Origin of the sequence: Bacillus sp. FSL W8-0183, assembly GCF_038006825.1 — a bacterium.
Classification (GTDB): domain Bacteria; phylum Bacillota; class Bacilli; order Bacillales; family Bacillaceae; genus Bacillus; species Bacillus altitudinis.
This window is the reverse complement of record NZ_JBBOVY010000001.1, coordinates 3,552,698-3,577,879: the sequence shown is the minus strand read 5'-3', so window position 1 is coordinate 3,577,879 and position 25,182 is coordinate 3,552,698. Positions and strand designations below refer to the sequence as shown.

The 25,182-nt window shown below is 42.1% G+C and carries 24 protein-coding genes; 22 read left to right on the top strand and 2 right to left on the bottom strand.

Annotated features, from left to right (window positions below; translation table 11 throughout):
- Positions 1 to 10 precede the first annotated feature (10 nt).
- The 6 genes from NSQ64_RS18860 to pyrG all read left to right on the top strand — a co-directional run bounded on the left by NSQ64_RS18860 (position 11) and on the right by pyrG (position 8,119).
- Positions 11 to 1,186 carry an acetyl-CoA C-acetyltransferase gene (locus NSQ64_RS18860; protein ID WP_144679095.1) on the top strand — a complete coding sequence of 392 codons (1,176 nt, stop codon included), beginning with the start codon at positions 11 to 13 and terminating at the stop codon, positions 1,184 to 1,186.
- Positions 1,187 to 1,205: 19 nt separating this feature from the next.
- Positions 1,206 to 2,069: a 3-hydroxybutyryl-CoA dehydrogenase gene (locus tag NSQ64_RS18855; protein WP_041507905.1), complete on the top strand. Its 864-nt coding sequence runs from the start codon at positions 1,206 to 1,208 to the stop codon at positions 2,067 to 2,069.
- 11 nt (positions 2,070 to 2,080) lie between these two features.
- Positions 2,081 to 3,193 carry an acyl-CoA dehydrogenase family protein gene (locus tag NSQ64_RS18850; protein ID WP_341017780.1) on the top strand — a complete coding sequence of 371 codons (1,113 nt, stop codon included), beginning with the start codon at positions 2,081 to 2,083 and terminating at the stop codon, positions 3,191 to 3,193.
- A gap of 16 nt (positions 3,194 to 3,209) precedes the next feature.
- The gene (locus NSQ64_RS18845) at positions 3,210 to 4,352 is read left to right on the top strand and encodes an acyl-CoA dehydrogenase (protein ID WP_047945753.1); all 1,143 of its coding nucleotides are present in this window, start codon (positions 3,210 to 3,212) and stop codon (positions 4,350 to 4,352) included.
- Positions 4,353 to 5,736: 1,384 nt separating this feature from the next.
- Positions 5,737 to 6,273, top strand: coding sequence for a DNA-directed RNA polymerase subunit delta (gene rpoE, locus NSQ64_RS18840; protein WP_017360054.1), 537 nt, complete (start codon positions 5,737 to 5,739; stop codon positions 6,271 to 6,273).
- Positions 6,274 to 6,511: 238 nt separating this feature from the next.
- Positions 6,512 to 8,119: a glutamine hydrolyzing CTP synthase gene (pyrG, locus tag NSQ64_RS18835; protein WP_341017776.1), complete on the top strand. Its 1,608-nt coding sequence runs from the start codon at positions 6,512 to 6,514 to the stop codon at positions 8,117 to 8,119.
- Positions 8,120 to 8,160: 41 nt separating this feature from the next.
- On the opposite strand, the gene NSQ64_RS18830 is transcribed toward pyrG, so the two are convergent.
- Entirely contained in the window at positions 8,161 to 8,691 is a 531-nt protein-coding gene (locus NSQ64_RS18830) for a DUF2529 domain-containing protein (protein ID WP_008343445.1), read from the bottom strand.
- A gap of 180 nt (positions 8,692 to 8,871) precedes the next feature.
- Between NSQ64_RS18830 and NSQ64_RS18825 the strand changes: the two genes are divergently transcribed.
- From NSQ64_RS18825 to NSQ64_RS18780, 10 genes are all read left to right on the top strand, one after another.
- On the top strand, positions 8,872 to 9,246 hold the full coding sequence (locus tag NSQ64_RS18825; RefSeq protein WP_003214681.1) for a response regulator: 375 nt from the start codon (positions 8,872 to 8,874) through the stop codon (positions 9,244 to 9,246).
- 178 nt (positions 9,247 to 9,424) lie between these two features.
- The gene (locus NSQ64_RS18820) at positions 9,425 to 10,282 is read left to right on the top strand and encodes a class II fructose-bisphosphate aldolase (RefSeq protein WP_142152999.1); all 858 of its coding nucleotides are present in this window, start codon (positions 9,425 to 9,427) and stop codon (positions 10,280 to 10,282) included.
- A 111-nt stretch (positions 10,283 to 10,393) separates the two neighbouring features.
- The gene (gene fsa, locus NSQ64_RS18815) at positions 10,394 to 11,032 is read left to right on the top strand and encodes a fructose-6-phosphate aldolase (protein ID WP_003215343.1); all 639 of its coding nucleotides are present in this window, start codon (positions 10,394 to 10,396) and stop codon (positions 11,030 to 11,032) included.
- Positions 11,033 to 11,278: 246 nt separating this feature from the next.
- Entirely contained in the window at positions 11,279 to 12,568 is a 1,290-nt protein-coding gene (locus NSQ64_RS18810; protein ID WP_341017772.1) for a UDP-N-acetylglucosamine 1-carboxyvinyltransferase, read from the top strand.
- Positions 12,569 to 12,600: 32 nt separating this feature from the next.
- Complete coding sequence (gene glpX, locus NSQ64_RS18805; RefSeq protein ID WP_007497670.1) at positions 12,601 to 13,566, top strand: class II fructose-bisphosphatase; 966 nt, start codon at positions 12,601 to 12,603, stop codon at positions 13,564 to 13,566.
- A 364-nt stretch (positions 13,567 to 13,930) separates the two neighbouring features.
- Positions 13,931 to 15,214 (top strand): transcription termination factor Rho, encoded by a 1,284-nt coding sequence (gene rho / locus NSQ64_RS18800; RefSeq protein ID WP_007497667.1) that lies wholly within the window; start codon positions 13,931 to 13,933, stop codon positions 15,212 to 15,214.
- Between the two features lie 130 nt (positions 15,215 to 15,344).
- On the top strand, positions 15,345 to 15,545 hold the full coding sequence (rpmE, locus tag NSQ64_RS18795) for a 50S ribosomal protein L31 (RefSeq protein WP_003215407.1): 201 nt from the start codon (positions 15,345 to 15,347) through the stop codon (positions 15,543 to 15,545).
- Between the two features lie 87 nt (positions 15,546 to 15,632).
- Positions 15,633 to 16,235, top strand: coding sequence for a thymidine kinase (locus tag NSQ64_RS18790; protein ID WP_007497666.1), 603 nt, complete (start codon positions 15,633 to 15,635; stop codon positions 16,233 to 16,235).
- 279 nt (positions 16,236 to 16,514) lie between these two features.
- Positions 16,515 to 18,215, top strand: coding sequence for an oxaloacetate-decarboxylating malate dehydrogenase (gene malS / locus NSQ64_RS18785; RefSeq protein ID WP_024718762.1), 1,701 nt, complete (start codon positions 16,515 to 16,517; stop codon positions 18,213 to 18,215).
- Positions 18,216 to 18,306: 91 nt separating this feature from the next.
- A complete protein-coding gene (locus tag NSQ64_RS18780; RefSeq protein ID WP_007497662.1) occupies positions 18,307 to 19,263 on the top strand; it encodes an AEC family transporter in 957 nt (318 codons plus the stop codon).
- A gap of 35 nt (positions 19,264 to 19,298) precedes the next feature.
- Here NSQ64_RS18780 and racA read toward each other — a convergent pair whose 3' ends face one another.
- Positions 19,299 to 19,850, bottom strand: a complete 552-nt coding sequence (gene racA / locus NSQ64_RS18775) for a chromosome-anchoring protein RacA (protein WP_056704212.1) — start codon at positions 19,848 to 19,850, stop codon at positions 19,299 to 19,301.
- Positions 19,851 to 20,060: 210 nt separating this feature from the next.
- On the opposite strand from racA, the gene prfA reads away from it, so the two are divergent.
- The 6 genes from prfA to NSQ64_RS18745 all read left to right on the top strand — a co-directional run bounded on the left by prfA (position 20,061) and on the right by NSQ64_RS18745 (position 25,157).
- Complete coding sequence (gene prfA / locus NSQ64_RS18770) at positions 20,061 to 21,128, top strand: peptide chain release factor 1 (protein WP_008343422.1); 1,068 nt, start codon at positions 20,061 to 20,063, stop codon at positions 21,126 to 21,128.
- The gene (gene prmC, locus NSQ64_RS18765; protein WP_024718760.1) at positions 21,118 to 22,005 is read left to right on the top strand and encodes a peptide chain release factor N(5)-glutamine methyltransferase; all 888 of its coding nucleotides are present in this window, start codon (positions 21,118 to 21,120) and stop codon (positions 22,003 to 22,005) included. The genes prfA and prmC overlap by 11 nt, the downstream gene beginning before the upstream one ends.
- A 137-nt stretch (positions 22,006 to 22,142) precedes the next feature.
- Positions 22,143 to 22,622: a hypothetical protein gene (locus NSQ64_RS18760; RefSeq protein ID WP_019743247.1), complete on the top strand. Its 480-nt coding sequence runs from the start codon at positions 22,143 to 22,145 to the stop codon at positions 22,620 to 22,622.
- A 163-nt stretch (positions 22,623 to 22,785) separates the two neighbouring features.
- Positions 22,786 to 23,436 (top strand): stage II sporulation protein R, encoded by a 651-nt coding sequence (spoIIR, locus tag NSQ64_RS18755; protein ID WP_017360045.1) that lies wholly within the window; start codon positions 22,786 to 22,788, stop codon positions 23,434 to 23,436.
- Positions 23,437 to 23,499: 63 nt separating this feature from the next.
- On the top strand, positions 23,500 to 23,943 hold the full coding sequence (locus NSQ64_RS18750) for a GNAT family N-acetyltransferase (RefSeq protein WP_007497650.1): 444 nt from the start codon (positions 23,500 to 23,502) through the stop codon (positions 23,941 to 23,943).
- 161 nt (positions 23,944 to 24,104) lie between these two features.
- The gene (locus tag NSQ64_RS18745; protein WP_080964928.1) at positions 24,105 to 25,157 is read left to right on the top strand and encodes an L-threonylcarbamoyladenylate synthase; all 1,053 of its coding nucleotides are present in this window, start codon (positions 24,105 to 24,107) and stop codon (positions 25,155 to 25,157) included.
- Positions 25,158 to 25,182 lie beyond the last annotated feature (25 nt).

The window sequence follows — 25,182 nt, the reverse complement described above, 5'->3', positions numbered from 1 at the left end:
GGGGAAAGAAATGAGCACGACGGTCATTGTATCTGGGGCGAGAACACCATTTGGAAAACTAGGTGGAACTTTAAGTCGTTTGACTGCTGCAGAATTAGGCGGGATGACGATAAAAGCTGCGCTGGAAAGAGCCTCAAATGTTCATGAAGTGGATGAAGTCATCATGGGCAGTGTCCTTCAAGGAGGACAAGGTCAAATTCCTTCAAGACAGGCAGCTAGACATGCAGATCTCCCTTGGTCGGTTCCGACGCAAACCATCAACAAAGTCTGTGCTTCAGGAATGCGCAGTGTCACGACAGCCGATCAAATCATTCGAGCGGGAGATGCCAATGTGATCGTGGCAGGCGGCATGGAATCCATGTCTCATGCTCCTTATCTTCTGAAAAAAGCACGATGGGGTTACAAAATGGGAGATGGTGCTGTACAAGATGCCATGATTTTAGATGGATTAACCTGTTCGTTTACAGGTGTTCATATGGGTGAGTATGGAAGCATGGCGGCGAAAGAGCTTGGCATTACACGAGAAGAACAAGACCTTTGGGCGTTAAGAAGTCATGAACGAGCCATTGAGGCGCAAAAAAGCGGCTTTTTTAAAAATGAGATCATCCCCGTTACCGTCAAGAATAAAAAAGGAGATCAGCTGATTTCAGAAGATGAGGCCCCGCGGCGTGATACGTCATATGAACGTTTGTCAAAACTGATGCCCGTTTTCGATCAGGCAGGTACGATTACCGCTGGCAATGCACCGGGTGTCAATGATGGTGCAAGTGCGCTTCTATTAATGAAAGACACATACGCCATGCAGCAAGGTGAAAAACCTCTGGCAGTTGTGCTTGGGCATGCGCAAGTAGCAGTAGAGGCAAAGGATTTTCCGAAAACACCAGCCTATGCCATCGAAAAAGTGTTAAAGAAAACAGGGAAGCAAGTAGAGGATATCGATTTGTTTGAAATCAATGAGGCTTTTTCAGCGGTTGCATTGGCATGCGAAAAAATTCTTGGACTGGATCGGCGGAAAATGAATGTGAACGGAGGGGCAGTCGCGATTGGTCACCCGATTGGAGCAAGCGGAACACGTATTATATTGACCTTGATCCATGCACTCAGACAAAGAGGCGGCGGGATCGGCATTGCGGCGATTTGCAGCGGCGGGGGTCAAGGTGATGCGATCATGATCAAGGTGGATTAAAAGGGAGGCGTTCATTGTCATGAGTATAGAAGAAACCGTCATGGTCGTTGGGGCTGGTCAAATGGGCTCGGGTATTGCCCAAGTATTTGCACAGTCAGGTTATACCGTCCTGCTCCATGATACGGCAGAGGAGCAGATTCATCGAGCCATTTCCTCTATGACCAAACAACTGACGAAACGAGCAGAAAAAGGAAAGCTGGCACATCAGGCAGTCCGTGATATTACACAGCGATTGGCTGTTTCAACAGATTTAAAGGATGTACAGCAGACGCATTTAGTGATTGAAGCCGCATCTGAACAAATGAAGATCAAAAAACAAATCTTTGAAACCCTCGATCAATTTGCACCTGATGACACGATATTTGCGACAAATACGTCTTCCTTGTCGATTACAGAATTAGCAGCCGTGACGAAGCGGCCTGAGAAAGTGATCGGCATGCATTTTATGAATCCAGTTCCCGTGATGAAACTTGTGGAAGTAATCCGTGCGCTACAAACGGATGATGCCACGTACCAATTTGTTTTTGACACCGCGAAGACATTAGACAAAACCCCAATAGAAGTGGAAGACTTCCCTGGGTTTGTGTCAAACCGTATTTTGATGCCGATGATCAATGAAGCCATTTATACCCTTTATGAAGGCGTGGCAGATGTAGAAAGTATTGACGGCATCATGACGCTTGGAATGAACCATCCAATGGGCCCGCTTCGTCTCGCCGACCTCATCGGGCTCGATACTTGTTTATTTATTATGAATACCCTTCACGAGGGTCTTGGAGATAGCAAATATCGACCTTGTCCTCTTTTGAAAAAATACGTGAACGCAGGCTGGCTGGGCAAAAAGACAAAGAGAGGTTTTTACACTTACCACGACCACTCATAGGGGGAGTCAAGATGGATGTGTTGCTGACAGAAAAACAACGTCTTTGGAGAAAACGAGTAGCAGAATTTGCACGCCAGCATGTATTCCCTGAAATAGAAGCGATGGAACAGGGCGTGTTCCCGAAAACGCTTTTAGCTGAAATGGGTCGGCAAGGCTTTTTAGGCATTCCGATCCCAGATAAGTATCACGGATTAGGGGCAGATTTCACAACCTATATCATGGCGATTCATGAATTTTCCAAAGTAAGTGCAACCATCGGTGTCATTGTATCCGTTCATACATCCGTTGTGACGATGCCGATTTTGGCGTTTGGAACGACTGAACAAAAAGAATCCTACGTTCCCAAGCTTGCGTCCGGGCAGAAGCTGGGCGCCTTTTGTCTAACTGAACCGAAGGCAGGATCAGATGCCTCTAGTATTCAGTTGAAAGCAGAGCGGGCAGACGATCACTATGTGTTAAATGGAACGAAAATTTTTATCACAAGCGGCGGTGAAGCGGAAGTCTATCTTGTATTTGCCGTGACAGACCCTGCTTCTGCTAAGAAAAATATATCAGCGTTCATTGTGGAGAAGGGGACACCAGGATTTACGATCGGAAAAAATGAGAAGAAAATGGGCCTGCATGGATCAAAAACAGTCACACTTCATTTTGACGGTGTTCGAATTCCAAAAAAACAGCTGCTCGGCGCAGAAGGAGAAGGCTTTCGGATTGCCATGTCTAGCTTAAATGCGGGGAGAATTGGCATTGCGGCTCAAAGCCTTGGTATTGCAGAAGCCGCATTAGCTGAGGCGGTCACGTATTTAAAGCAGCATCCAGCTGGCCTTGAAACGACCATTCGGTTGGGCGATCTGGGCACCAAGCTGGAAGCGGCAAAACTTCTTGTCTATCAAGCGGCTTCTTATAAAGAGGCCAATCGCCCTGTCACGAAGGAAGCGTCGATGGCGAAGTTATTTGCATCTAAAACAGCGGTTGATATTAGTACAGAAGTCATCCATTTGCTTGGTCTAGTCGGTTACACGAAGCAATACCGAGCAGAGCAGTACTTTCGTGATGCGAAAATTTGTGAGATTTATGAAGGAACAAGTGAAATACAAAGGCTGGTTATTTGTAAACAGCTAATATGAAGTGAGGTGGCTCATGATGCAGTTCCAATTAAGTGACGAACACGAAATGATACAAAAAATGGTGAGAGACTTTGCGAAAAATGAAGTGGAGCCAACAGCAGCAGAGCGAGATGAAACAGAATCGTATGATCCCGCTATTTTTCGTCAAATGGCGGAGCTTGGTTTAACGGGAATCCCTTGGCCAGAAGAAAATGGGGGGATTGGTAGTGATTATTTGGCCTATGTCATAGCGGTTGAAGAGCTCTCACGAGTGTGCGCCTCAACAGGCGTCACCCTATCTGCTCACACATCACTCGCCTCATGGCCAATCTATACATTCGGAACAGATGAGCAAAAGGAGACGTATTTAAAGCCGCTTGCAGAAGGACAGAAGATCGGCGCATACGCACTGACCGAGAGCGGCTCGGGCTCAGATGCCGGCGGAATGAAAACAACAGCAGTAAAAGCAGGGAATGAATACGTCTTGAACGGGGCAAAGATTTTTATTACCAATGGAGGCATTGCGGATTATTATATTGTGTTTGCCGTTACCGACCAAGATCCTTCATCCCGTAATACAACCGCTTTTATAGTAGAAAAAGAGACGCAAGGCTTCTCAATCGGCAAAAAAGAAAGCAAACTGGGCATCCGCTCATCGCCAACGACAGAAATCATCTTTGAAGACTGTCGTATACCCGAAAGGAACCGGCTTGGTCAAGAAGGCGAAGGTTTTAAGATAGCGATGATGACACTTGACGGCGGCAGAAACGGTATTGCCGCACAAGCTGTTGGCATTGCTCAAGGTGCTCTGGATGCAGCAGTCAATTACGCAAAGGAGCGCAAACAATTCGGCAAACCAATCATTCAGCAGCAAGGCATTGCTTTTAAGTTAGCGGATATGGCAACGGCAATTGAGGCCTCAAGACTGCTCACCTATCAGGCAGCATGGCTTGAAACGAAAGGGCTTCCGTATGGGAAAGAATCAGCTATGTCCAAGCTCTTTGCCGGTGATACAGCCATGAAGGTGACGACAGAAGCCGTACAAATCTTCGGCGGATACGGCTATACAAAGGATTACCCAGTCGAACGATACATGCGTGATGCGAAAATCACTCAAATCTATGAAGGTACACAAGAAATCCAGCGGCTAGTCATCTCACGGAAACTGCTAGATATGTAGAAACCAAGTAAAGACCACCTGATATGAGGTGGTCTGTTTTGGTACGGTTCAATTAGTTTTAAAATTTTAAAACAGTAACAAAATCTAAAGGTTTTTTAGGGTGGAAAAGGATTGTATAGTAATATAACAGCTTTAACTTAAGAGTGATCTGTCACTGATGATGTAGAGAGTATTGATTCATATGAACTGGCAACAAACCTACTAAAGTATTAGACACTAAATAAAGGATTAACTAAATCTGCACAAAAGGTAATAGCTTTTTTTTCCTTAATTTAAGATAACTTCCAGTATCGACCCATTTTATCATGGGGTTATGTTAAAATTGAAGAAATATAAATATTTGGAGGTTATTATGACCACTACTACCATCTTAGGAATCGTAACAATGGTTATATGGATTCTGGTTTCGACAGAACTTTCTAAGAATTCAAAAAAAGACAGTGATCAAAAAGAAAACAGTCGTAGAAAATTAATTGTACTAATGTTTGCAGGAATTGTATTGACCATAGCTGTAGTAATTTCATTATTTCAAAAACTTTAGATTAAGATAAATAAAAGTGTATAGCTATAAAGTTTAACAACAATAAGCCTTTTAGTGCAGTATCTAATTGGTAAATTCTTATTGATGATCTTTGCTCCTGAAGTTAAGAGTAAGTTGTTTTATGCTCTGATTCCTAAGATTCTCATTATGTTTATCAATGTAATATGCATGGGGATTTTGCAGATAGATAACTTATTGTTGTACATGTTGACAGCGCTTATAGGGTCTGTTCTCATTTTGCTCTTTTTCCAGTACAAAAAAGAGAACTGGAAAGCATCAATTCTCTTTGCTGCACCGTTTATCATTGATGCATTAATCTCCTTAGGGAAAGAAATTGTCTCTATACTGTGATGTATGATAAGTAGAGCATGAACTTGCATTTATAGGTAGTTTATAAACAAGGTCTGTGAAAAAGGGGAACCATATTAATGCAAGTTAAGAAAAGATGCATTTAAAAAAATGTACAAGAAGTTTTATAAAAAGGTACACGTAGACTTAAACCCGTTTATGTGTACCTTTTTATAAAATGGATAATCGCTTCGTTCAATCGATAGCCGATCAGGTGCATTGTCTTTATTGTATTCATTCCTAACATTGCCTTTCATAGAAGGGACACTTGCGAAAAGTATATCACACACAGGAATCACGCCAATTTAACGCAAATGACTGGATTTTAACGCTCCTCATACGAAAAAATCAAAAATTAACATCAATAAAGGTGGCATAAACTCCCCTAATTTGTTTATAATGAGAGGTATGGTTTGTCGTAAGAATAAGGTATAAATACTTATTATTTCACTGATAAATGGATACATACATGTAATAGAAAGGGAGTGTCTGACCTTGAGTTTGAAAGAATACTCACAGGAACAGCTCAAACAAATGTCTTTAGTTGAACTTGCTTATGAAATTTTCAGAGACAGCAAAACGCCGATTACGTTTTCCGAGTTAATAGATGAAATGGTCCGTTTGCAAGGGATACAAAAATCTGATCTTGATGATCGACTTGCTCAATTTTATACAGACTTAAATATAGATGGCCGCTTTATTTCGTTAGGTGATCAGAGATGGGGACTTCGCAGCTGGTATCCAGTTGATCAAATCGAAGAAGAAGTTCAGCCAGCTGTGAAAACAAAAGCGAAAAAGAAAAAAACAAAAGCTGCTGTCGTTGAAGAAGACTTCGATGATATTGAAGAGGAAGAAGAAATCGACGAGCTTGAAGAAGATCTTGATCTTGTTGAAGACGACGAGGACCTTGACCTAGACGATGAAGAAATCGATGAAGAGATAGAAGAGTTCGACGAAGATGATGATGAAGATGATGACGGCTTAACGGAAATTGATGAAGACGATTTAGACGATGATGAGGAAGACAAATAACCCTCACAAACCGGTCCTGAAAACAGGACAAAACCGTCTTGACTTTCCAGAGCGAACTATGTAGTATGTATTTTGGGCTCTCTAAAAAAGAGTACGTAAAGATACGTTCATTTACGCTCCCTTTCATTTATTTGAAAGGGAGCTTTCTTATTTTTCAAGAGATTTAGGGATACACTCTAAAAGGATGAAGCTGTGCATGTCTAGTCATGCAAGGGTAAAAAAGAGAGGAGCATACGAAATGACAAAGTATATTTTTGTAACAGGAGGAGTTGTTTCCTCACTTGGAAAAGGGATCACGGCTGCATCGTTAGGCCGCCTTCTGAAAAATAGAGGGATGGATGTCACCATTCAAAAATTTGATCCATATATCAACGTAGACCCAGGGACAATGAGTCCATACCAGCACGGTGAGGTATTTGTCACAGATGACGGTGCTGAAACTGACCTTGACTTAGGTCACTACGAGCGCTTCATTGATATTAACTTGAATAAATACAGCAACGTCACAACTGGTAAAATCTATTCTACAGTCCTGAAAAAAGAGCGCCGCGGCGACTATTTAGGTGGAACCGTACAGGTCATTCCCCATATTACAAATGAAATCAAAGACCGTGTGTACCGTGCAGGGAAAGAAACGGGTGCAGATGTGGTCATTACAGAAATCGGTGGAACAGTTGGAGATATCGAATCCCTTCCATTCCTAGAAGCGATTCGTCAAATGAAGAGTGACATCGGCCGTGAAAACGTGATGTACATTCATTGTACCCTTGTTCCTTACATCCGTGCTGCAGGCGAACTGAAAACAAAACCAACACAGCATAGTGTAAAAGAACTTCGTAGTCTAGGTATTCAGCCAAACGTCATTGTGGTCAGAACTGAAATGCCATTGGCACAAGACATGAAGGACAAAATTGCGCTATTCTGTGATATTGATACGAAAGCAGTCATCGAATGTCAGGATGCGGATACCCTTTATTCGATTCCGCTTGATTTACAAAAACAAGGATTAGACAAGCTTGTATGTGAGCACATGAAGCTTGACTGTCAAGATGCGGACATGACGGAGTGGACGGCGCTTGTTGATAAAGTGCAAAACCTTTCAAAACAAGTCACAATTGGTCTTGTAGGGAAATATGTTGAGCTGCAAGATGCATACATTTCTGTCGTTGAATCACTTCGTCATGCGGGCTATGCATTTGATGCGGATGTTCAAATCAAATGGATCAACGCAGAAGAAGTCACAGCAGAAAATATGGCTGATTTCGCTCAAGATGTAGACGGAATTATTGTTCCTGGAGGCTTCGGAGACCGCGGAGTAGAAGGGAAAATCATTGCAACACAATATGCGCGCGAATACAAAGTGCCATTCTTCGGAATTTGTTTAGGTATGCAAGTCGCATCTATCGAATATGCGAGAAACGTACTAGGTTTAGAGGGAGCACATTCCGCTGAAATTGATCCAGAAACAGCATTCCCAATCATCGACCTTCTTCCAGAACAGAAGGATGTTGATGACTTAGGTGGAACACTTCGCCTCGGCCTATACCCTTGTAAATTAAACGAAGACTCAAAAGCATTTGCTGCATACAATGACGAAGTCGTGTACGAACGCCACCGTCATCGCTATGAGTTTAATAACGAATTCAGACAGCAAATGGAAGCAGCAGGTTTTGTCTTCTCTGGTACAAGCCCAGACGGACGCCTTGTTGAAATCATTGAACTGAAGGATCACCCATGGTTCCTTGCTTCTCAGTTCCATCCAGAATTCATTTCAAGACCGACAAGACCACAGCCGTTATTTAGAGATTTCGTTGGTGCTTCACTACAGGCATCTGAATCAAAATAAAACAAAAAACTGCCGAGAATATCATCTTCTCGGCAGTTTTTTTATTCATATTCCTCAACGATTTCTTTCACAGTAAACGATAGAGCATGGTAGACATATAAGCAGGTCATCAATGCAGGATAGCCGAACCTTGTTCCATCTTCAGCAGGCACAAGTGGTTTTTTGAGCTGAAAATCAATGTGGACATCACAATGCTCTTCAATGAATGATGTCTCCTTTTGTGCAGGACCGACCCCAACAATAGGTGTACCTTGTTCGTGAAGCTCTTTGACAAGGGATTGAATCTCTTGATCTTCTGGATCTGAATAAAATAAAAGCACCCTGTCACTTGGATGAAGTAAGCTGCGCTCCTTTTGATCCAGCGGCAGAACCTTCGCACCCGGAAACGGCTCCTTGCTCTCAGATGCCTCTAAGGCTACAGCCGCCAGTTCATTCTTGCCATGAAAATACACGGCATGTCCACTGACAACGGCCTGAGCAAGAAGGCGTGCACCGTCTTCGATCGCTTCGGCCTGCTTATCTCCAATACGTGAAAAAATACCTGATAATTGGGTAGTGAAAATTTTTAACAAGACTCATTTCCTCCTTCTGTCAGATCATTTTATAATAGAATATAAAGAGAATATTAGGAAAAATGCTCAGAAAATGTCGTAAAGTAAACTATTATAATTAAAGGAAATGTGAAAATCAAACAGAATTATTTAACAACAGCTCTTTTTATGGCGAAAAATGAAAGCAATGGGGTGTAACAGATGAATGAGAAAATTTTAATTGTCGATGATCAGTACGGTATTAGAATATTGCTGAATGAAGTGTTTCATAAAGAAGGCTATCAAACCTTTCAAGCCGCTAACGGACTACAGGCATTAGATATTGTGAAAAACCATAGACCAAACCTCGTCCTGCTTGATATGAAGATTCCCGGAATGGATGGCATTGAGATTTTAAAACGCATGAAATTAATTGATGAAGACATCCGCGTGATCATTATGACAGCTTATGGCGAACTAGATATGATTCAAGAGTCTAAAGAGCTCGGTGCATTAACGCATTTTGCTAAACCATTTGATATTGATGAAATCCGTGATGCGGTCAAAGAATACTTGCCGCTCGAAACAAATGGCTAGATGGAAATGATTGAATCAAGTCATTCTGTTGCCGATTTGTCGAATAATTGGTATTCTAGATAAGAAGAAGAAAGCGATCTGACTTTGAAAGTTTACATATGGCGAGAAATTCTGGTCATGCTAGGGTGGAGAGCTTTTTTTAGTAAGCAAATTAGCTACATAGGGAGGATTTTTCATCATGCCTTTAGTTTCAATGACAGAAATGTTGAAAGACGCAAAGGAAAAAGGTTACGCTGTTGGACAGTTTAACTTAAATAACTTAGAATTCACGCAAGCGATTTTACAAGCTGCTGAAGAAGAGAAATCTCCAGTTATTTTAGGAGTATCTGAAGGAGCAGGACGCTACATGGGCGGCTTCAAAACAGTTGTCGCAATGGTAAAAGCGTTAATCGAAGAATATAATGTAACAGTTCCTGTTGCGATTCATTTAGATCACGGTTCAAGCTTTGAATCTTGTGCAAAAGCCATTCATGCAGGATTTACTTCTGTGATGATTGATGCTTCTCACCATCCATTTGATGAGAACGTAGCGACAACTGCAAAAGTAGTTGAGCTTGCACATTTCCACGGTGTATCTGTAGAAGCTGAGCTTGGAACTGTTGGTGGACAAGAAGACGACGTCATCGCTGAGGGCGTTATTTATGCTGATCCAAAAGAGTGCCAAGAGCTTGTAGAACGTACTGGTATTGACTGCCTTGCGCCTGCACTAGGTTCAGTTCATGGTCCATACAAAGGTGAACCAAACCTTGGTTTCACTGAAATGGAAGAAATTGGTAAAACAACTGGACTTCCACTTGTTCTTCACGGCGGAACAGGTATCCCGACTGCTGACATCAAGCGTGCGATTTCACTTGGTACAGCAAAAATCAATGTAAACACTGAAAACCAAATTGCTTCTGCGAAAGCAGTTCGCGAAACACTTGCTGCAAAAACAGAAGAGTATGATCCACGTAAATATCTTGGACCAGCTCGTGACGCAATTAAAGCGACTGTTATCGGCAAAATGCGTGAATTTGGTTCTTCTAACCAAGCATAATTTGATGAGAACCGAAAGCCGCCTGAGTCACAGGCGGTTTTCTCCATATCTTGAGAAAGCGCAATCAAATTTACATTTCAGACAATTTATTGATAGGAGAGTGGCACAGTTATGTTATTTTTCGTAGACACAGCGAATATCGCAGACATCAAAGAGGCACACGAGCTTGGCATTTTAGCAGGCGTGACAACAAACCCTAGTTTAGTAGCGAAAGAAAAGGACGTATCGTTCCACGACCGCCTTCGTGAAATCACTGATGTGGTATCAGGTTCAGTTAGTGCGGAAGTCATTTCTCTCAAAGCAGAAGAAATGATCGAAGAAGGAAAAGAGCTGGCTGCTATTGCACCAAATATCACAGTGAAAATTCCAATGACAACAGACGGTCTTAAAGCGGTCAAAGCGTTAACTGACCTTGGAATTAAAACAAACGTCACGTTGATTTTTAGTGCAAACCAGGCACTTCTTGCAGCTAGAGCTGGTGCGACGTATGTCTCTCCATTCCTCGGCCGCTTAGATGACATTGGCCAAAATGGTCTTGATCTCATTAGTGAAGTGAAAACCATTTTTGATGTTCATGGATTAGATACACAAATCATTGCTGCATCCATTCGTCACCCGCAGCATGTGACAGAAGCTGCGCTTAGAGGTGCTCATATCGGCACAATGCCGCTGAAAGTCATCAAGCAGCTGACAAAACACCCATTAACGGATGCAGGCATTGAGCAATTTTTAGCAGACTGGAATAAATAAGTGATTGTGGCAGACGGATACGCATCCGTTTGCCGCAGTTTTCCTTAAATACGCTAAGAAATGTTTTGTGCAAAGAAGAGAACATCACAGCCTCGCAAAGCTTCGATTATTTTTCTTCCGACAAATTTCGTTTAACCTGTATTCTTTCTCTTGATATTGGCTAAATTTTGGACAAGACCTTTTAAAGCGCGACATCCACAAACAGTATAACTCCAACAGTGATCTTCTTTAAGAAGGGAGACAAATATGGAAAAGTTAAACATTGCCGGCGGTGACCCCTTGCGCGGGACCGTACATATTAGTGGTGCGAAAAATAGTGCTGTGGCACTGATTCCTGCCACGATTCTCGCTGATTCTCCAGTAACCATTGAAGGCCTTCCGCATATTTCAGATATTGACACATTACGAGATCTGTTAGAAGAGATTGGCGGAAAGGTCACGTTTGAAAAAGGTGAGATGGTTGTCAATCCTGCCTCCATGATCAGTATGCCGCTTCCTAATGGGAAAGTGAAGAAACTACGAGCATCCTATTATTTAATGGGTGCTATGCTCGGTAGATTCAAGCAGGCTGTCATTGGATTGCCAGGGGGATGTCACTTAGGACCTAGACCGATCGATCAGCATATCAAAGGCTTTGAAGCACTTGGAGCCGAGGTGACAAACGAACAGGGTGCGATTTATTTGCGCGCTGAAAAATTAGTCGGAGCCCGTATTTATCTTGATGTTGTCAGTGTAGGTGCGACCATCAACATCATGCTGGCAGCCGTGCTGGCTGAAGGGAAAACAGTGATAGAAAATGCCGCAAAAGAACCCGAAATTATTGATGTAGCGACACTGCTTGCAAGCATGGGAGCTAAAATCAAAGGTGCGGGGACGGATGTGATTCGGATCGAAGGTGTGGAATCTCTTCATGGCTGCAGGCATTCCATCATCCCTGACCGCATAGAAGCAGGTACATTTTTAATTGCAGGTGCAGCGATGGGTGATGAAGTTGTGCTTGATAATGTGATCCCAACTCATTTAGAATCAATTACGGCGAAACTTAGAGAGATGGGATTCACAATTGAAACAAGCAACGATCAAATGCTGATCGTTGGCAAGAATGAAGGACTCAAGCCTGTCGATATCAAAACCCTTGTGTATCCGGGCTTTCCGACCGATCTTCAACAGCCGATGACGGCTTTGTTAACAAAGGCGAAAGGCACGAGTGTCGTGACAGATACCATTTACTCTGCCCGCTTTAAACACATTGACGAATTGCGTCGAATGGGTGCTAATATGAAGGTGGAAGGAAGATCTGCCATTATTACAGGTCAAACGCAGCTTCAAGGTGCAAAGGTCAAAGCAAGTGATCTGCGAGCAGGTGCTTGTCTCGTTGTTGCAGGGTTAATGGCAGACGGTGTGACTGAAATCACAGGGCTTGAACATATAGACAGAGGATATAGTATGCTTGAGGAGAAGCTTGAAGGCTTGGGTGCAACCATCTGGCGTGAAAAGCTGAGTGACCAAGAAATAGAAGAACTTCAAAATTCATAAGGCTTTGACTGTGAGAGGAGATTTGGACAAAAATGGAAAGAAGTTTATCGATGGAACTAGTACGGGTGACAGAAGCAGCTGCATTAAAATCTGCTCGTTGGATGGGTAGAGGTTTAAAAGACGAAGCGGATGATGCTGCAACAAGTGCCATGCGTGATGTATTTGATACGATTCCGATGAAGGGAACTGTGGTCATCGGCGAGGGAGAAATGGACGAAGCGCCAATGCTTTATATTGGGGAAAAGCTTGGAAACGGATATGGACCTCGCGTGGATGTCGCTGTTGATCCATTGGAAGGAACAAATATTGTGGCAAGCGGCGGCTGGAATGCTTTAGCTGTTATTGCTGTTGCAGATCATGGCAACTTGCTGAATGCACCTGATATGTACATGGATAAGATCGCAGTAGGTCCAGAAGCGGTAGGCTGCATCGACATTGAAGCGCCTGTCATTGACAATCTTCGTGCTGTTGCAAAAGCGAAAAACAAAGATATTGAAGATGTTGTTGCGACAATTTTAAACAGAGAGCGACATGAAAAGATCATTGCTGAGCTGAGAGAAGCTGGAGCAAGAATCAAGCTGATCGATGATGGTGACGTTGCAGGAGCCATTAATACAGCATTTGATCACACAGGTGTTGATATTCTATTTGGTTCAGGTGGAGCGCCTGAAGGTGTCCTTTCTGCTGTTGCGTTAAAAGCACTTGGTGGAGAAATCCACGGTAAGCTTCTTCCACAAAGTGAAGAAGAGCTGAGACGCTGTGAGAAAATGGGACTGGATGTTGGAAAAGTCCTCAGAATGGAAGACCTCGTGAAAGGCGATGACGCCATTTTTGCAGCGACAGGTGTAACAGATGGCGAGTTATTAAAAGGTGTTCAATTTAAAGGCTCTGTTGGAACAACACATAGTGTTGTCATGCGTGCGAAATCAGGTACTGTTCGATTCGTCGATGGCAGACACAGTTTAAAGAAAAAACCGAATCTTGTCATTCGTCCGTAATCTGAAAGCGGGTATTCTTTACCCGCTTTTCATATAGGTGTCAAATATATATCATTTTCTTTTTAAAGTTGAATATTCCCTGCAAATGAGGTAAAACTAAAGAGTGCTGCGAAATTTTCTGCGAATTTACTTCTTTTAAGCTTCAACAAGTTTAAATACTGCCGCATCATGACGATATACTCATTATCCTTCTCTATGTTGACAAAGCTCAATTTCACATTGTTCCTATCTTTACGATAAAACGAGTGGGAGCGTTACCATGAGAGCGAGGTCATTCCAACAAAAACGGAATTAAAAGCTAATCAAATACAATGGTCATGCATTTGTAATGAAATACATTGACTAGAAAAGTGTGGTGTCCATATTGAAAGATGTTTCGATTTCATCTTTGGAAAATATGAAATTAAAAGAGCTGTATGAGTTAGCAAAAAAGTACAAAATCTCTTATTACAGCAAACTAACAAAAAAAGAATTAATTTTTGCCATCTTAAAGGCGAATGCTGAGCAAGAGGATCTCTTATTTATGGAAGGGGTTCTAGAAATTATTCAGTCAGAGGGATTTGGTTTCTTAAGACCAATTAACTACTCCCCAAGTTCTGAAGACATTTATATTTCAGCTTCACAAATCAGACGCTTTGATTTAAGAAATGGTGATAAGGTGTCTGGAAAGGTACGACCTCCAAAAGAGAATGAACGCTACTATGGCCTCCTTCATGTCGAAGCGGTAAATGGGGACGACCCAGAATCAGCTAAGGAACGTGTTCACTTTCCTGCACTCACGCCGCTATTCCCTGATCGTCAAATGATTCTTGAAACACAGCCTAATCACCTGTCTACTAGAATTATGGATATGATGGCGCCAGTTGGGTTTGGGCAACGTGGTTTAATTGTTGCACCGCCTAAGGCTGGGAAAACCATTTTGCTCAAAGAAATTGCCAACAGCATCTCTGAAAATCATCCAGAGGCAGAACTGATTGTTCTTCTTATTGACGAACGTCCAGAGGAAGTAACAGATATCGAACGTTCTGTTGCAGGGGATGTCGTTAGCTCAACCTTTGACGAAGTACCGGAAAACCACATTAAAGTAGCAGAGCTTGTATTAGAGCGTGCGATGCGTCTAGTTGAACATAAAAAAGATGTCATCATCTTAATGGACAGCATCACAAGGCTTGCTCGGGCATACAACCTTGTCATCCCGCCAAGCGGCCGAACGCTTTCCGGCGGTATTGATCCAGCGGCTTTCCACCGTCCAAAACGCTTCTTTGGTGCTGCGCGTAACATCGAAGAAGGTGGGAGCTTGACCATTTTAGCTACTGCACTTGTTGATACGGGGTCGCGTATGGATGATGTGATTTATGAAGAGTTTAAAGGAACAGGAAACATGGAGCTCCATTTAGATCGTTCTCTTGCAGAAAGAAGAATTTTCCCAGCCATCGACATTCGTCGTTCCGGTACAAGAAAAGAAGAACTGCTTGTGCCTAAAGAACATCTTGATCGTCTATGGGCGATGAGAAAATCAATGTCAGATACACCTGATTTCGCTGAGAAATTCATGCGCAAAATGAGAAAAACAAAGACAAACCAAGAATTTTTCGATATTTTAACGCAAGAGTGGAAACAAGCAAATATGTCTGCATCAAGAAGATAGCTTCCTGAAAAAATACATTTGCAATCATAGACTCACACTGTTATAATTTTATCATGTGCGTTTCAGAATTTATTCTGAGATATTAACTCTGTTTCCGAATTGGATTCAGGGCGGAAGGAGATGACAGTAGATGAAAACAGGAATTCATCCTAACTACAAAAAAGCTACAGTCAAATGCGCTTGTGGAAATGAGTTTGAAACTGGATCAGTAAAAGAAGAGGTACGCATCGAGATTTGCTCTGAGTGCCATCCTTTCTATACAGGCCGTCAAAAATTCGCTTCTGCTGATGGACGTGTTGACCGCTTTAACAAAAAATACGGTCTTAAGTAATAATAGATACAATAAACAGGCAGGAATCCGTTCTTGCCTGTTTTTTTACGTGGATTGATGGAACTTTAAAACGGGGGAGAAGACCTTATGTATGTGATGAAACAAAGCGGTTGGCTTGAAGTCATCTGCGGAAGTATGTTTTCTGGAAAGTCGGAAGAATTGATTCGGAGAGCCAAAAGAGCCACCTTTGCCAAACAAGAAGTAAAAATATTCAAACCAGCGATTGATAACCGGTATAGCACAAGCTCAGTTGTGTCACATAACGGTTCATCCGTCGATGGGATTGCAGTAACCTCACCAAAAGACATAATAACGCACATATCAGAACGAACCGATGTCATTGGCATTGATGAGGTGCAATTTTTTGATGAGACAATCATTGATATTGTCACTCAATTGGCTGATAAAGGCTACCGAGTCATTGTTGCAGGCCTTGATCAAGACTTCAGAGGAGAGCCATTTGGTGTTGTTCCACATTTAATGGCATGTGCAGAGCTTGTAACAAAACTTCAAGCAGTTTGTTCGGTATGCGGCTCCCCAGCGAGTAGAACACAACGCTTGATCGACGGTAAACCCGCATCCTATGATGATCCCATTATTTTAGTAGGTGCGCAGGAATCATACGAAGCACGATGCAGACATCACCATGAAGTACCAAAACTAGATGTTGGTACAACACTTGACAATTAAAAAAATAGCAAATGCCGCTGTGTTTCGTTTTTCGAGTTTTTGGCTGAACACCCATCATTTGTACTTAAATAAATTAAATAACGCTACGAAAAAATTATCTAATTTTCAACGCTTGCGTTTTGGTATAAGCAGGCATAAAATGACTAACTGTAGTGTAAAGCATTTAAACGAAAAGTTCGATTTCTTGTCATAATTTTTTTGATTAAGGATTTTTCTCCTTGATCGTTCTTTGTATTAATAGTTCACTTTATTTATATTTTAGAAAGAGGGTAGTTTTTGATGAACAACGTGAAGAAAACAAAAGAAGGGTACCTCGAAACCACTTTGACAGGTAAAGATGTATTATCGATTCCAACGTTGAACAAAGGCGTTGCTTTCTCTGAAGAAGAAAGACAAGAGCTTGGACTAGAAGGATTACTTCCTCCAACTGTTCTGACTTTAGAACAGCAAGCAGAGAGAGCATACAAGCAATTTCTAGCTCAGCCAGATCGTCTTCGTCAAAACGTATACTTAAGTGATTTGCAAAACCGTAACGAAGTATTATTCTATAAGCTTCTAACGGACAAGCTTCGTGAAATGCTTCCTGTTGTTTACACACCAACTGTTGGTGAAGCGATTCAAGAATACAGCCATGAATACAGAAGACCTCATGGTGTCTACCTTTCAATCGACAACATTGACGGCATTGAGAAAGCATTTGAAAACTTACATGCAACAGCAGGCGACATCGACCTCATCGTAGCAACTGACTCTGAGAGTATTCTTGGAATTGGTGACTGGGGTGTTGGTGGTATCAACATCGCAATCGGTAAACTAGCTGTTTACACGGCTGCAGCAGGGATTGATCCAAGCCGCGTGATTCCAGTTGTATTAGATGTTGGAACTAACAATGAGAAATTATTAAATGATCCATTGTACATCGGGAACCACCACAAACGTGTACAAGGTGAAAAATACGAAGAGTTCATTGATGCGTATGTAAAAGCAGCACTTAAATTCTTCCCGAAAGCATTGCTTCACTGGGAAGACCTTGGAAACAAAAATGCGCGTAACATCATGAAAAAATACAACGACAACATCTTAACATTTAATGATGATATCCAAGGTACTGGTGCCATTACTTTAGCGGGTGTTCTTGCAGCTGTCAAGAAAACTGGTACTCAATTGAAAGATCACCGTGTGATGATTTTCGGAGCTGGATCAGCTGGAATCGGAATCGCCGATCAAATGCGTGACACAATGGTTCTTGAAGGTCTAAGTGAAGAAGAAGCAAACAATGCATTCTGGACGTTAGACTACAGAGGGTTGCTAACAGATCAGTTTGAAGATGAAGTGCTTGATTTCCAAAAACCATACCTTCGTTCTTCTGATGAAGTAGAAGGCTGGGCTCGTGATGAAAAAGGACAAATCTCATTTGCTGAAGCTGTTCGCAAGGTGAAGCCAACCATTCTTATTGGTACATCAGGTCAAGGTGGCGCATTCACTGAAGAAATTATTAAAGAAATCGCAGCTCATACAGAGCGTCCAGTGATCATGCCGATGTCTAACCCAACTCCACTTGCTGAAGCAGTACCGGAAGATCTATTCAAATGGACAGACGGTCGTGCGCTTGTTGCAACTGGAAGCCCATTCGAAAATGTCGAGTATAACGGAATTGAACATGAAATCGGACAATCAAACAATGCGTTCGTTTTCCCTGGACTTGGTCTTGGTTCAATCGTAACGGAATCAAAAATTATCACAAAAGGCATGTTCGTTGCTTCTGCAAATGCGATCGCTGAAATGGTTGATCATGAAAAACCAGGAGCTGGACTGCTTCCAAGCATTGATAAATTGCAAGAAGTATCAATCAAGGTAGCTGTTGAAGTAGCAAAAGCAGCAATTAAAGATGGTGTCGCAAGAAGAACACCTGACAACATCGAACAAGCTGTGAAAGATGCTATGTGGATTCCTGAATATAAAAAAATTGTAAGAGCATAATAAAATGTGTAACGCGGCATTGTTTCGGGTAATGTAAGCAATGCCGCTATAAAATAAGAAACATGTAAAGGATTCAAGGAGGAATAGTAAGATGGACTTTTTAAATATTTTGATCCTCCTAGCACCGATTTTTTTCGTTATCGCGCTGGGTTGGTTCGCAGGGAACTTCGGCAGCTATGACGCTAAATCTGCAAAAGGTGTAAGTACACTTGTTACAAAGTATGCTTTGCCAGCGCACTTTATCGCCAGCATTCTGTCAACACCAAAAGATAAATTCTATAGTCAAATTCCATTTTTCGTTGCATTGATTCTCGGAATCGTAGGCTTTTATATCATTATCCTTTTAGTTACGAAATTTGCTTTTAAATATGATTTAACAGATTCATCTGTTTTCTCATTAAACTCAGCACAACCGACCTTTGCATTTATGGGGATTCCGGTCTTGGGCAGTTTATTTGGGGCTCAAGAAGTTGCAATTCCGATTGCTATTACCGGAATAGTTGTAAATGCATTGCTTGATCCAATTGCTATTATTGTGTCAACTGTCGGTGAAAAAACAAAAGGAAAAGCCAAAGACGGCGAAAGTTTCCTAAAAATGACGACGAAAGCGATTTTGCACGGTTTATCAGAGCCGCTTGCGCTTGCACCGTTAGCAAGTATCATTCTTGTTCTTTTAGGATTTAAACTTCCTGAAATCGGACATGAAATGCTAGAGGAAATTGGAAGTGTGACATCAGGGGTTGCGCTCTTTGCAGTCGGTGTCACAGTCGGTATCCGCAAAATTAAACTGAGCTTACCAGCTTTCAGTATCGCATTGCTCAAAGTAGCTGTACAACCGTTACTTATGTATTTTATCGCCATTCTTATGGGACTTTCGGCTGATGAAATTACAAAAGCTGTATTGCTTGTTGCCTTCCCAGGTTCAGCTGTTGCGGCCATGATCGCCACTCGATTTGAGAAACAGGAAGCAGAAACAGCATCGGCATTTGTGATCAGTGCAATCATGTCACTCATTACATTACCGATCATTATTGCACTTACCGTATAATATAGTAGAAAGGCTGCCTCGTTAGGCAGCCTTTCTTAGCGAAATGAATGAAACAGAGGGAAGAGCACACGCTTTTTTTTCATGTCGGGGTGTGCCTTTTCCTTTTCTTCTTCTTTTGATGGTTTTGGTTTTGTCAATGTGGCTGTGAGGCGTTCTAATTTTGCAGTTAATTCTTCAATTTCTCTTCTGTGCTGGAGGAGCTGGTAGGAAACGCCTTCATCTGCTTTCTTAGCGAGTTTCCGTTCTATTTCTTGGAAACGGGCTTCAATATGACTGACATGTGATTGCTCTTGAAGGAGCTGTTTCACTTGTTCTTCTAAGGCTTCTATCCGTTTTGATGAGTCAGAAGTTTCTACAGTAGGTGATAATTGCTGGGCGGTTTCTTCATGGATCGGCAGTCTAATGTCATGGAGAATCACACCTTCGTTCATTTGGTGTTGGACCTCTTTGAGCAGCTGGACAATGTCATCATGAAATTCGTAATGTCCAAGTTCATTCCGGGCGACAGGGATGTTGAGCTGTTTGACCCAGCGCTGAATGGTTTTTGAAGATACACCAATTTCCTTTGCAACCTCATTTGTATTCAAACCAAATGCCCTCCCTTTTTTCAATTACAAGTACCATTCTCTTTCGTGAGCATCCGTTCCTTCACGTTAGACAAAACAAGTAACCAATCGCCAAAGATCGTGTTTTCTAGTGAAAAATTGCAGAAAATCAATTGTTTTGGAAATTTTTTTGACTGTCATACCCCGCTATACTATAATTAGACTGTTACGCACAAAACAGAGGTGAAGACCATGTTAGACCGTTTAAAATCAATTGAAGAACGCTATGAAAAGCTAAATGAATATTTAAGTGACCCTGAAGTGGTGAACGACCCTAAGAAGCTTCGTGAATATTCGAAGGAACAATCTGATATTCAAGAAACTGTTGAGGTATATAGACAATATCGTGCGGCATATGATCAGCTAAGTGATGCGAAAGCCATGCTGGAAGATAAGCTCGATGCCGATATGCGCGACATGGTCAAAGAAGAAATTTCAGAGCTCACAGAGGAAACAGAACGTTTAGAAGACGAGCTGAAAATCTTGCTCATCCCGAAAGATCCGAATGACGATAAAAACGTTATTGTGGAGGTTCGTGGTGCAGCGGGCGGAGAAGAGGCTGCGCTGTTTGCAGGAAACCTGTACCGTATGTACAGCCGTTATGCTGAAATGCAAGGCTGGAAAACGGAAGTCATGGAAGCGAGTGTCACTGGAACTGGCGGTTATAAGGAGATCATCTTTATGATTAGCGGTAAAGGTGCATATTCTAAACTAAAGTTTGAAAACGGTGCACACCGCGTGCAGCGTGTTCCTGAAACTGAGTCAGGCGGCCGTATTCATACATCAACAGCGACAGTTGCTGTATTACCAGAGGCTGAGGAAGTTGAAATTGATATCCACGAAAAAGATATTCGTGTGGATACATTCGCATCAAGCGGACCAGGGGGACAAAGTGTTAATACCACAATGTCTGCTGTTCGTTTGACTCACCTTCCAACCGGTGTAGTGGTTTCCTGTCAGGATGAGAAATCACAAATCAAAAACAAAGAAAAAGCGATGAAAGTTTTGCGTGCGAGAATTTATGATAAATTCCAGCGTGAAGCACAAGCTGAATATGATCAAACCCGTAAATCTGCTGTTGGAACAGGGGATCGTTCAGAGCGTATCCGTACGTACAATTTCCCGCAAAACCGCGTGACGGACCACCGTATCGGATTGACGATTCAAAAGCTTGATCAAATTTTAGAAGGAAAACTTGACGAGGTCATTGATGCATTAATTATGGAAGACCAAGCAAGAAAACTTCAAAATGCAAAATAAAGAGCGAACGATCTTTGAAGCCCTTAAATGGGCTTCTTCTTTGTTAACGGAAGCGGGCAGAGACCAAAACGCAGCAGAGTTAATGTTGATGCATGTGCTTGGATGGAGCAGAAGTGAACTTCTTGCCCGTTTTCATGATCCACTGCCAGAGGAGCAAGATTCACAATTCAGCAAATTCGTCGCACAGCACAAGCGTGGAGTGCCTGTGCAGCATTTAACGGGTGTTGAATTTTTTTATGGGCGTCCTTTTGAGGTAAACAAACACGTTCTGATTCCTCGTCCTGAAACGGAGGAAGTGGTGCTGGCGGCATTAAACATGATGAATCGTGTGTTTCCTGATGATCAGCCGCTCAAAGCTGTTGATGTAGGAACAGGTAGCGGTGCAATTGCGATTACGTTAGCTCTTGAAAAAGAATCTCTCACTGTGACAGCGACGGATATTTCACATGAAGCACTTGAAGTAGCAAAGCGAAATCAAGAAGCGCTTGGTGCAGACGTTCATTTTGTCCAAGGGGATTTACTTGAACCGATTATGGCTCAAGGCATCAAAGTCGATGTGTTTATTTCCAATCCGCCTTATATTGCGGCAGAAGAAATGGATGGTTTATCAGAGGTTGTCACAAAGCATGAACCTGTCAATGCGCTGACAGATGGGCGTGATGGCCTGTGGTTTTATGAGCGTATCGCCTGTGATCTCCACAAAGTACTTCATCAGCAAGCAGTGGTTGTCCTTGAAATAGGACATACACAAGCACAAGATGTAAAAGCGCTTCTTTTGCAGGCGTTCCCTTCAGCTGATGTTCATATCATCAAGGACATCAATGGAAAGGATCGAGCGGTTTGCGCACACATTCAAAACGGAAGTCCGGCTGAATAAAGTCGGACTATTTTATTATGTAAAGATGAAACTTATGGTAAAAGGGAAACGTATATATAGAAGAATGAACATTCTGATCATGATTTTTTACATAAATTTGTTTTGAAGGAGCGAATGGTGTGAACAGAAGGTATGCGATGGTGTTGGTCATCGTCAGTGTACTATTGATTGTGAGTGCTTGCGGTAAACCGAGCTTTAAAAAAGAAGCAGCAGCATTTGGGGAAAACTATAAAAAAGCACAATACACAGTGAATCGGACGGATGACCTATCTGACATGAAGGAGAAGTTGAAGGATTATTTAACCGAGCATGAATATCAAGAATATACAGAAGACAGTATGTTTCCAAGTGTATTAGAAGCAGCAAAAGATCAAGATTGTCAAATTAAACTGAAAAAAATTACGTTTACACCTTCAGATGAAAGCGATGACAGGATTGAATTTGACTATGAAATGATCATTCAATTTATTGACCATAAAGGAAAGGTCAAAAAGGAAATTGAGAAAAAAGGTGCAATGACAGTTATCAAAACAGATTCGGGATTAAAAATCAGCCGAGATTGGGATGGAAGACTGTACCCTTCCGATTACCAATCCTCACTAAAAAGCCGTTCATAAGTTGTTGAATGGCTTTTTTGCATGCAGAAAAAACATTGATTCGCTCACCTCATGTAGTTGTTTTTTACTCATAATCTATTAAAAAAATCATTTTTGCTGTTTACGAGATGCGTTTCCTGGACACAATGTTTGTAGCGAAGAGAAAAAGTGGGGGGAACACATCATGTTCAAAAGTAAAATGATGATTTGTCTTTATATGTTTCTATTATTATGTGGTGCTTTTGCAAACCTTGGAAAAGAGGAGACGGCGGCTGCTTCTGCCAATCAGCCTGTTGTGATTCCAGATGAAGCCATTCGTTTACGCATTTTAGCCAACAGTGACCAGTCGGCAGATCAAGATGTGAAACGAAGTATTCGAGATGAGGTCAATGCCAATATAACGGAGTGGGTGAAAGACCTCACATCCATTGAAGAAGCTAGACGTGTGATTCGTTCAAAGCTTCCAGACATCAATCGTATTGCCAAAGCAAAATTAAAGGAACAACACATTGATCAATCCGTATCGGTCAGCTTTCAAAAAGCCTCATTTCCAACAAAGCTATATGGTAACTTTGTTTATCCTGCTGGGAAATATGAAGCCATTTTGATTACGTTAGGGGAAGGAGACGGAGCCAATTGGTGGTGTGTGTTATTCCCACCGCTCTGCTTTATCGATTTTTCAAACGGAGAAGCGATCGCCTCACCAGAAGGAGATGATAAAGAGCAGGTAGCTGCAGAGCCATCAAATGAATCTGTCAATGAAGTGGTAAAAGAAGAAGAGACGGGTGAAGTGAAATTCTTTCTGTTCGAATGGGTCTCTAGTCTTTTCTCTTAAAAAAGGTCTAAATCTGTTTTTGCCTCATAGAGTTGAAGTAAGAGAACAAAAAGAGGTGAAAGCATGTATTATCAATTAAGAATAGCGACAGAAGAAGATGCCCCGGCCATTAATGCTTTTCTTGAAAAAGGCCAAGCAAAAGGCGGGGTGACGATTGCAGAGCGTACGTCATTTGTAGTCATGGAAGATGCAGACGGTGAGCTTGCAGGCTGTTTAGGTCTTGAACGACTAAATGAACAAGAAGGATTGCTAAGATCACTTGTGATATCAGATAAACTTGGTCAGGGGCATATCGTTTCTCTGTTCCAAAGTGTTCAAACGCTAGGGGAAAAACAAGGTGTGGACACCTTTTATGTTGTAGCCAATCACTCCTCTTCGCATGATTTTTTAGCGCTGATGGGCTTTACGCCTATAGAGGAAATCCCAGAAAGTGTGTGGGTATCTGCGCATGCAAAAGAGTCGTTGGGAAAAGAGCAGGCGGTTGTGCTGCAAAAAACAGCGAGTTAATCACAAAACACCGGACTTATTCACATACTTATCCACTGTAAAACAAGCGTTATCCACAAATTGTGGACAACGCTTGTTTTATTTAGTAGCATCTTTTATACTTTCAAAAGGATAATTGAGATATATCAACAGTTTTATCTTTTTTAAAAGGAGTTTGTATGATGTTAAATACAAAAAGGTGGTCTGTGGATTTAAAAAAGGATTTATCCACATACTATCCACAAATTGAACAAGCAGCTCTGTTGTTGCGGCAGAATGAAGTGGTCGCTTTTCCGACAGAAACGGTTTATGGACTAGGGGCAAATGCAAAAGAGACAGAGGCTGTGAAGAAAATTTATGAAGCGAAAGGACGCCCAAGTGATAATCCGTTGATTGTTCACATTGCGGATGTTCAACAGCTTCATGAATTTGCGCAAATAGAAAATGAAAAAGTAACAGCGCTGATGGATGCCTTTTGGCCAGGCGCTCTCACCATTGTTCTACCTTGTAAGCCGGGAACATTATCAAAGCAGGTGACGGCAGGTTTAACGACAGTAGGCGTAAGAATGCCTGATCATCCTGTTGCGCTTGAACTCATCCGAGCAGCTGGTCTGCCAATTGCCGCGCCTAGTGCCAACCGTTCGGGAAAACCGTCGCCGACACTTGCGGATCATGTCGCGAGTGATCTTGATGGGAAAATTGCTGGCATTGTCGATGGTGGTTCAACAGGTATTGGCGTGGAGTCAACGGTTGTATCCTGTATAGAGGAGATTCCAGTGATCTTAAGGCCGGGCGGTATTACAAAAGAAGCGTTAGAAGAGGTCGTAGGAACGGTCAACATGGATCCAGGGTTGACGAAAAAGGATGAGGCGCCAGTATCGCCGGGAATGAAATACACACATTATGCACCTGAAGCACAAATGTATATATTTCATGGAAGTGATGAAGACATGCAGCTGCACATTCAGAAGTACCGAGCTGAAGGGCTAAAAGTAGGTGTGCTGACAACAGAAGAAAAGAAGGAATGGTTTGCGGCAGATGTTATCTTTAGCTGTGGATGGAGAGAAAAGCCTGAAACGGTTGCGGCAAACTTATATCGTGTGCTGAGACAATTTGATGAAACGGATGTAGACTTGATCATTTCAGAAGCCTTCTCAGAGCAGGGAGTTGGTTCTGCGATCATGAACCGTCTGCAAAAAGCGGCAGGAGGGCGCACTCTCTCTTCATTCAAATAGTTCTAACCTCTCTTGGACAAACATA

Bases quoted from the DNA above. Each gene is read 5' to 3' on its own strand.
- NSQ64_RS18860 (WP_144679095.1), top strand. From the start codon at position 11: ATGAGCACGACGGTCATTGTATCTGGGGCGAGAACACCATTTGGAAAA.
- NSQ64_RS18855 (WP_041507905.1), top strand. From the start codon at position 1,206: ATGAGTATAGAAGAAACCGTCATGGTCGTTGGGGCTGGTCAAATGGGC.
- NSQ64_RS18850 (WP_341017780.1), top strand. From the start codon at position 2,081: ATGGATGTGTTGCTGACAGAAAAACAACGTCTTTGGAGAAAACGAGTA.
- NSQ64_RS18845 (WP_047945753.1), top strand. From the start codon at position 3,210: ATGCAGTTCCAATTAAGTGACGAACACGAAATGATACAAAAAATGGTG.
- pyrG (WP_341017776.1), top strand. From the start codon at position 6,512: ATGACAAAGTATATTTTTGTAACAGGAGGAGTTGTTTCCTCACTTGGA.
- NSQ64_RS18825 (WP_003214681.1), top strand. From the start codon at position 8,872: ATGAATGAGAAAATTTTAATTGTCGATGATCAGTACGGTATTAGAATA.
- NSQ64_RS18820 (WP_142152999.1), top strand. From the start codon at position 9,425: ATGCCTTTAGTTTCAATGACAGAAATGTTGAAAGACGCAAAGGAAAAA.
- fsa (WP_003215343.1), top strand. From the start codon at position 10,394: ATGTTATTTTTCGTAGACACAGCGAATATCGCAGACATCAAAGAGGCA.
- NSQ64_RS18810 (WP_341017772.1), top strand. From the start codon at position 11,279: ATGGAAAAGTTAAACATTGCCGGCGGTGACCCCTTGCGCGGGACCGTA.
- glpX (WP_007497670.1), top strand. From the start codon at position 12,601: ATGGAAAGAAGTTTATCGATGGAACTAGTACGGGTGACAGAAGCAGCT.
- rpmE (WP_003215407.1), top strand. From the start codon at position 15,345: ATGAAAACAGGAATTCATCCTAACTACAAAAAAGCTACAGTCAAATGC.
- NSQ64_RS18790 (WP_007497666.1), top strand. From the start codon at position 15,633: ATGTATGTGATGAAACAAAGCGGTTGGCTTGAAGTCATCTGCGGAAGT.
- malS (WP_024718762.1), top strand. From the start codon at position 16,515: ATGAACAACGTGAAGAAAACAAAAGAAGGGTACCTCGAAACCACTTTG.
- NSQ64_RS18780 (WP_007497662.1), top strand. From the start codon at position 18,307: ATGGACTTTTTAAATATTTTGATCCTCCTAGCACCGATTTTTTTCGTT.
- prfA (WP_008343422.1), top strand. From the start codon at position 20,061: ATGTTAGACCGTTTAAAATCAATTGAAGAACGCTATGAAAAGCTAAAT.
- prmC (WP_024718760.1), top strand. From the start codon at position 21,118: ATGCAAAATAAAGAGCGAACGATCTTTGAAGCCCTTAAATGGGCTTCT.
- NSQ64_RS18760 (WP_019743247.1), top strand. From the start codon at position 22,143: ATGGTGTTGGTCATCGTCAGTGTACTATTGATTGTGAGTGCTTGCGGT.
- spoIIR (WP_017360045.1), top strand. From the start codon at position 22,786: ATGTTCAAAAGTAAAATGATGATTTGTCTTTATATGTTTCTATTATTA.
- NSQ64_RS18750 (WP_007497650.1), top strand. From the start codon at position 23,500: ATGTATTATCAATTAAGAATAGCGACAGAAGAAGATGCCCCGGCCATT.
- NSQ64_RS18745 (WP_080964928.1), top strand. From the start codon at position 24,105: ATGTTAAATACAAAAAGGTGGTCTGTGGATTTAAAAAAGGATTTATCC.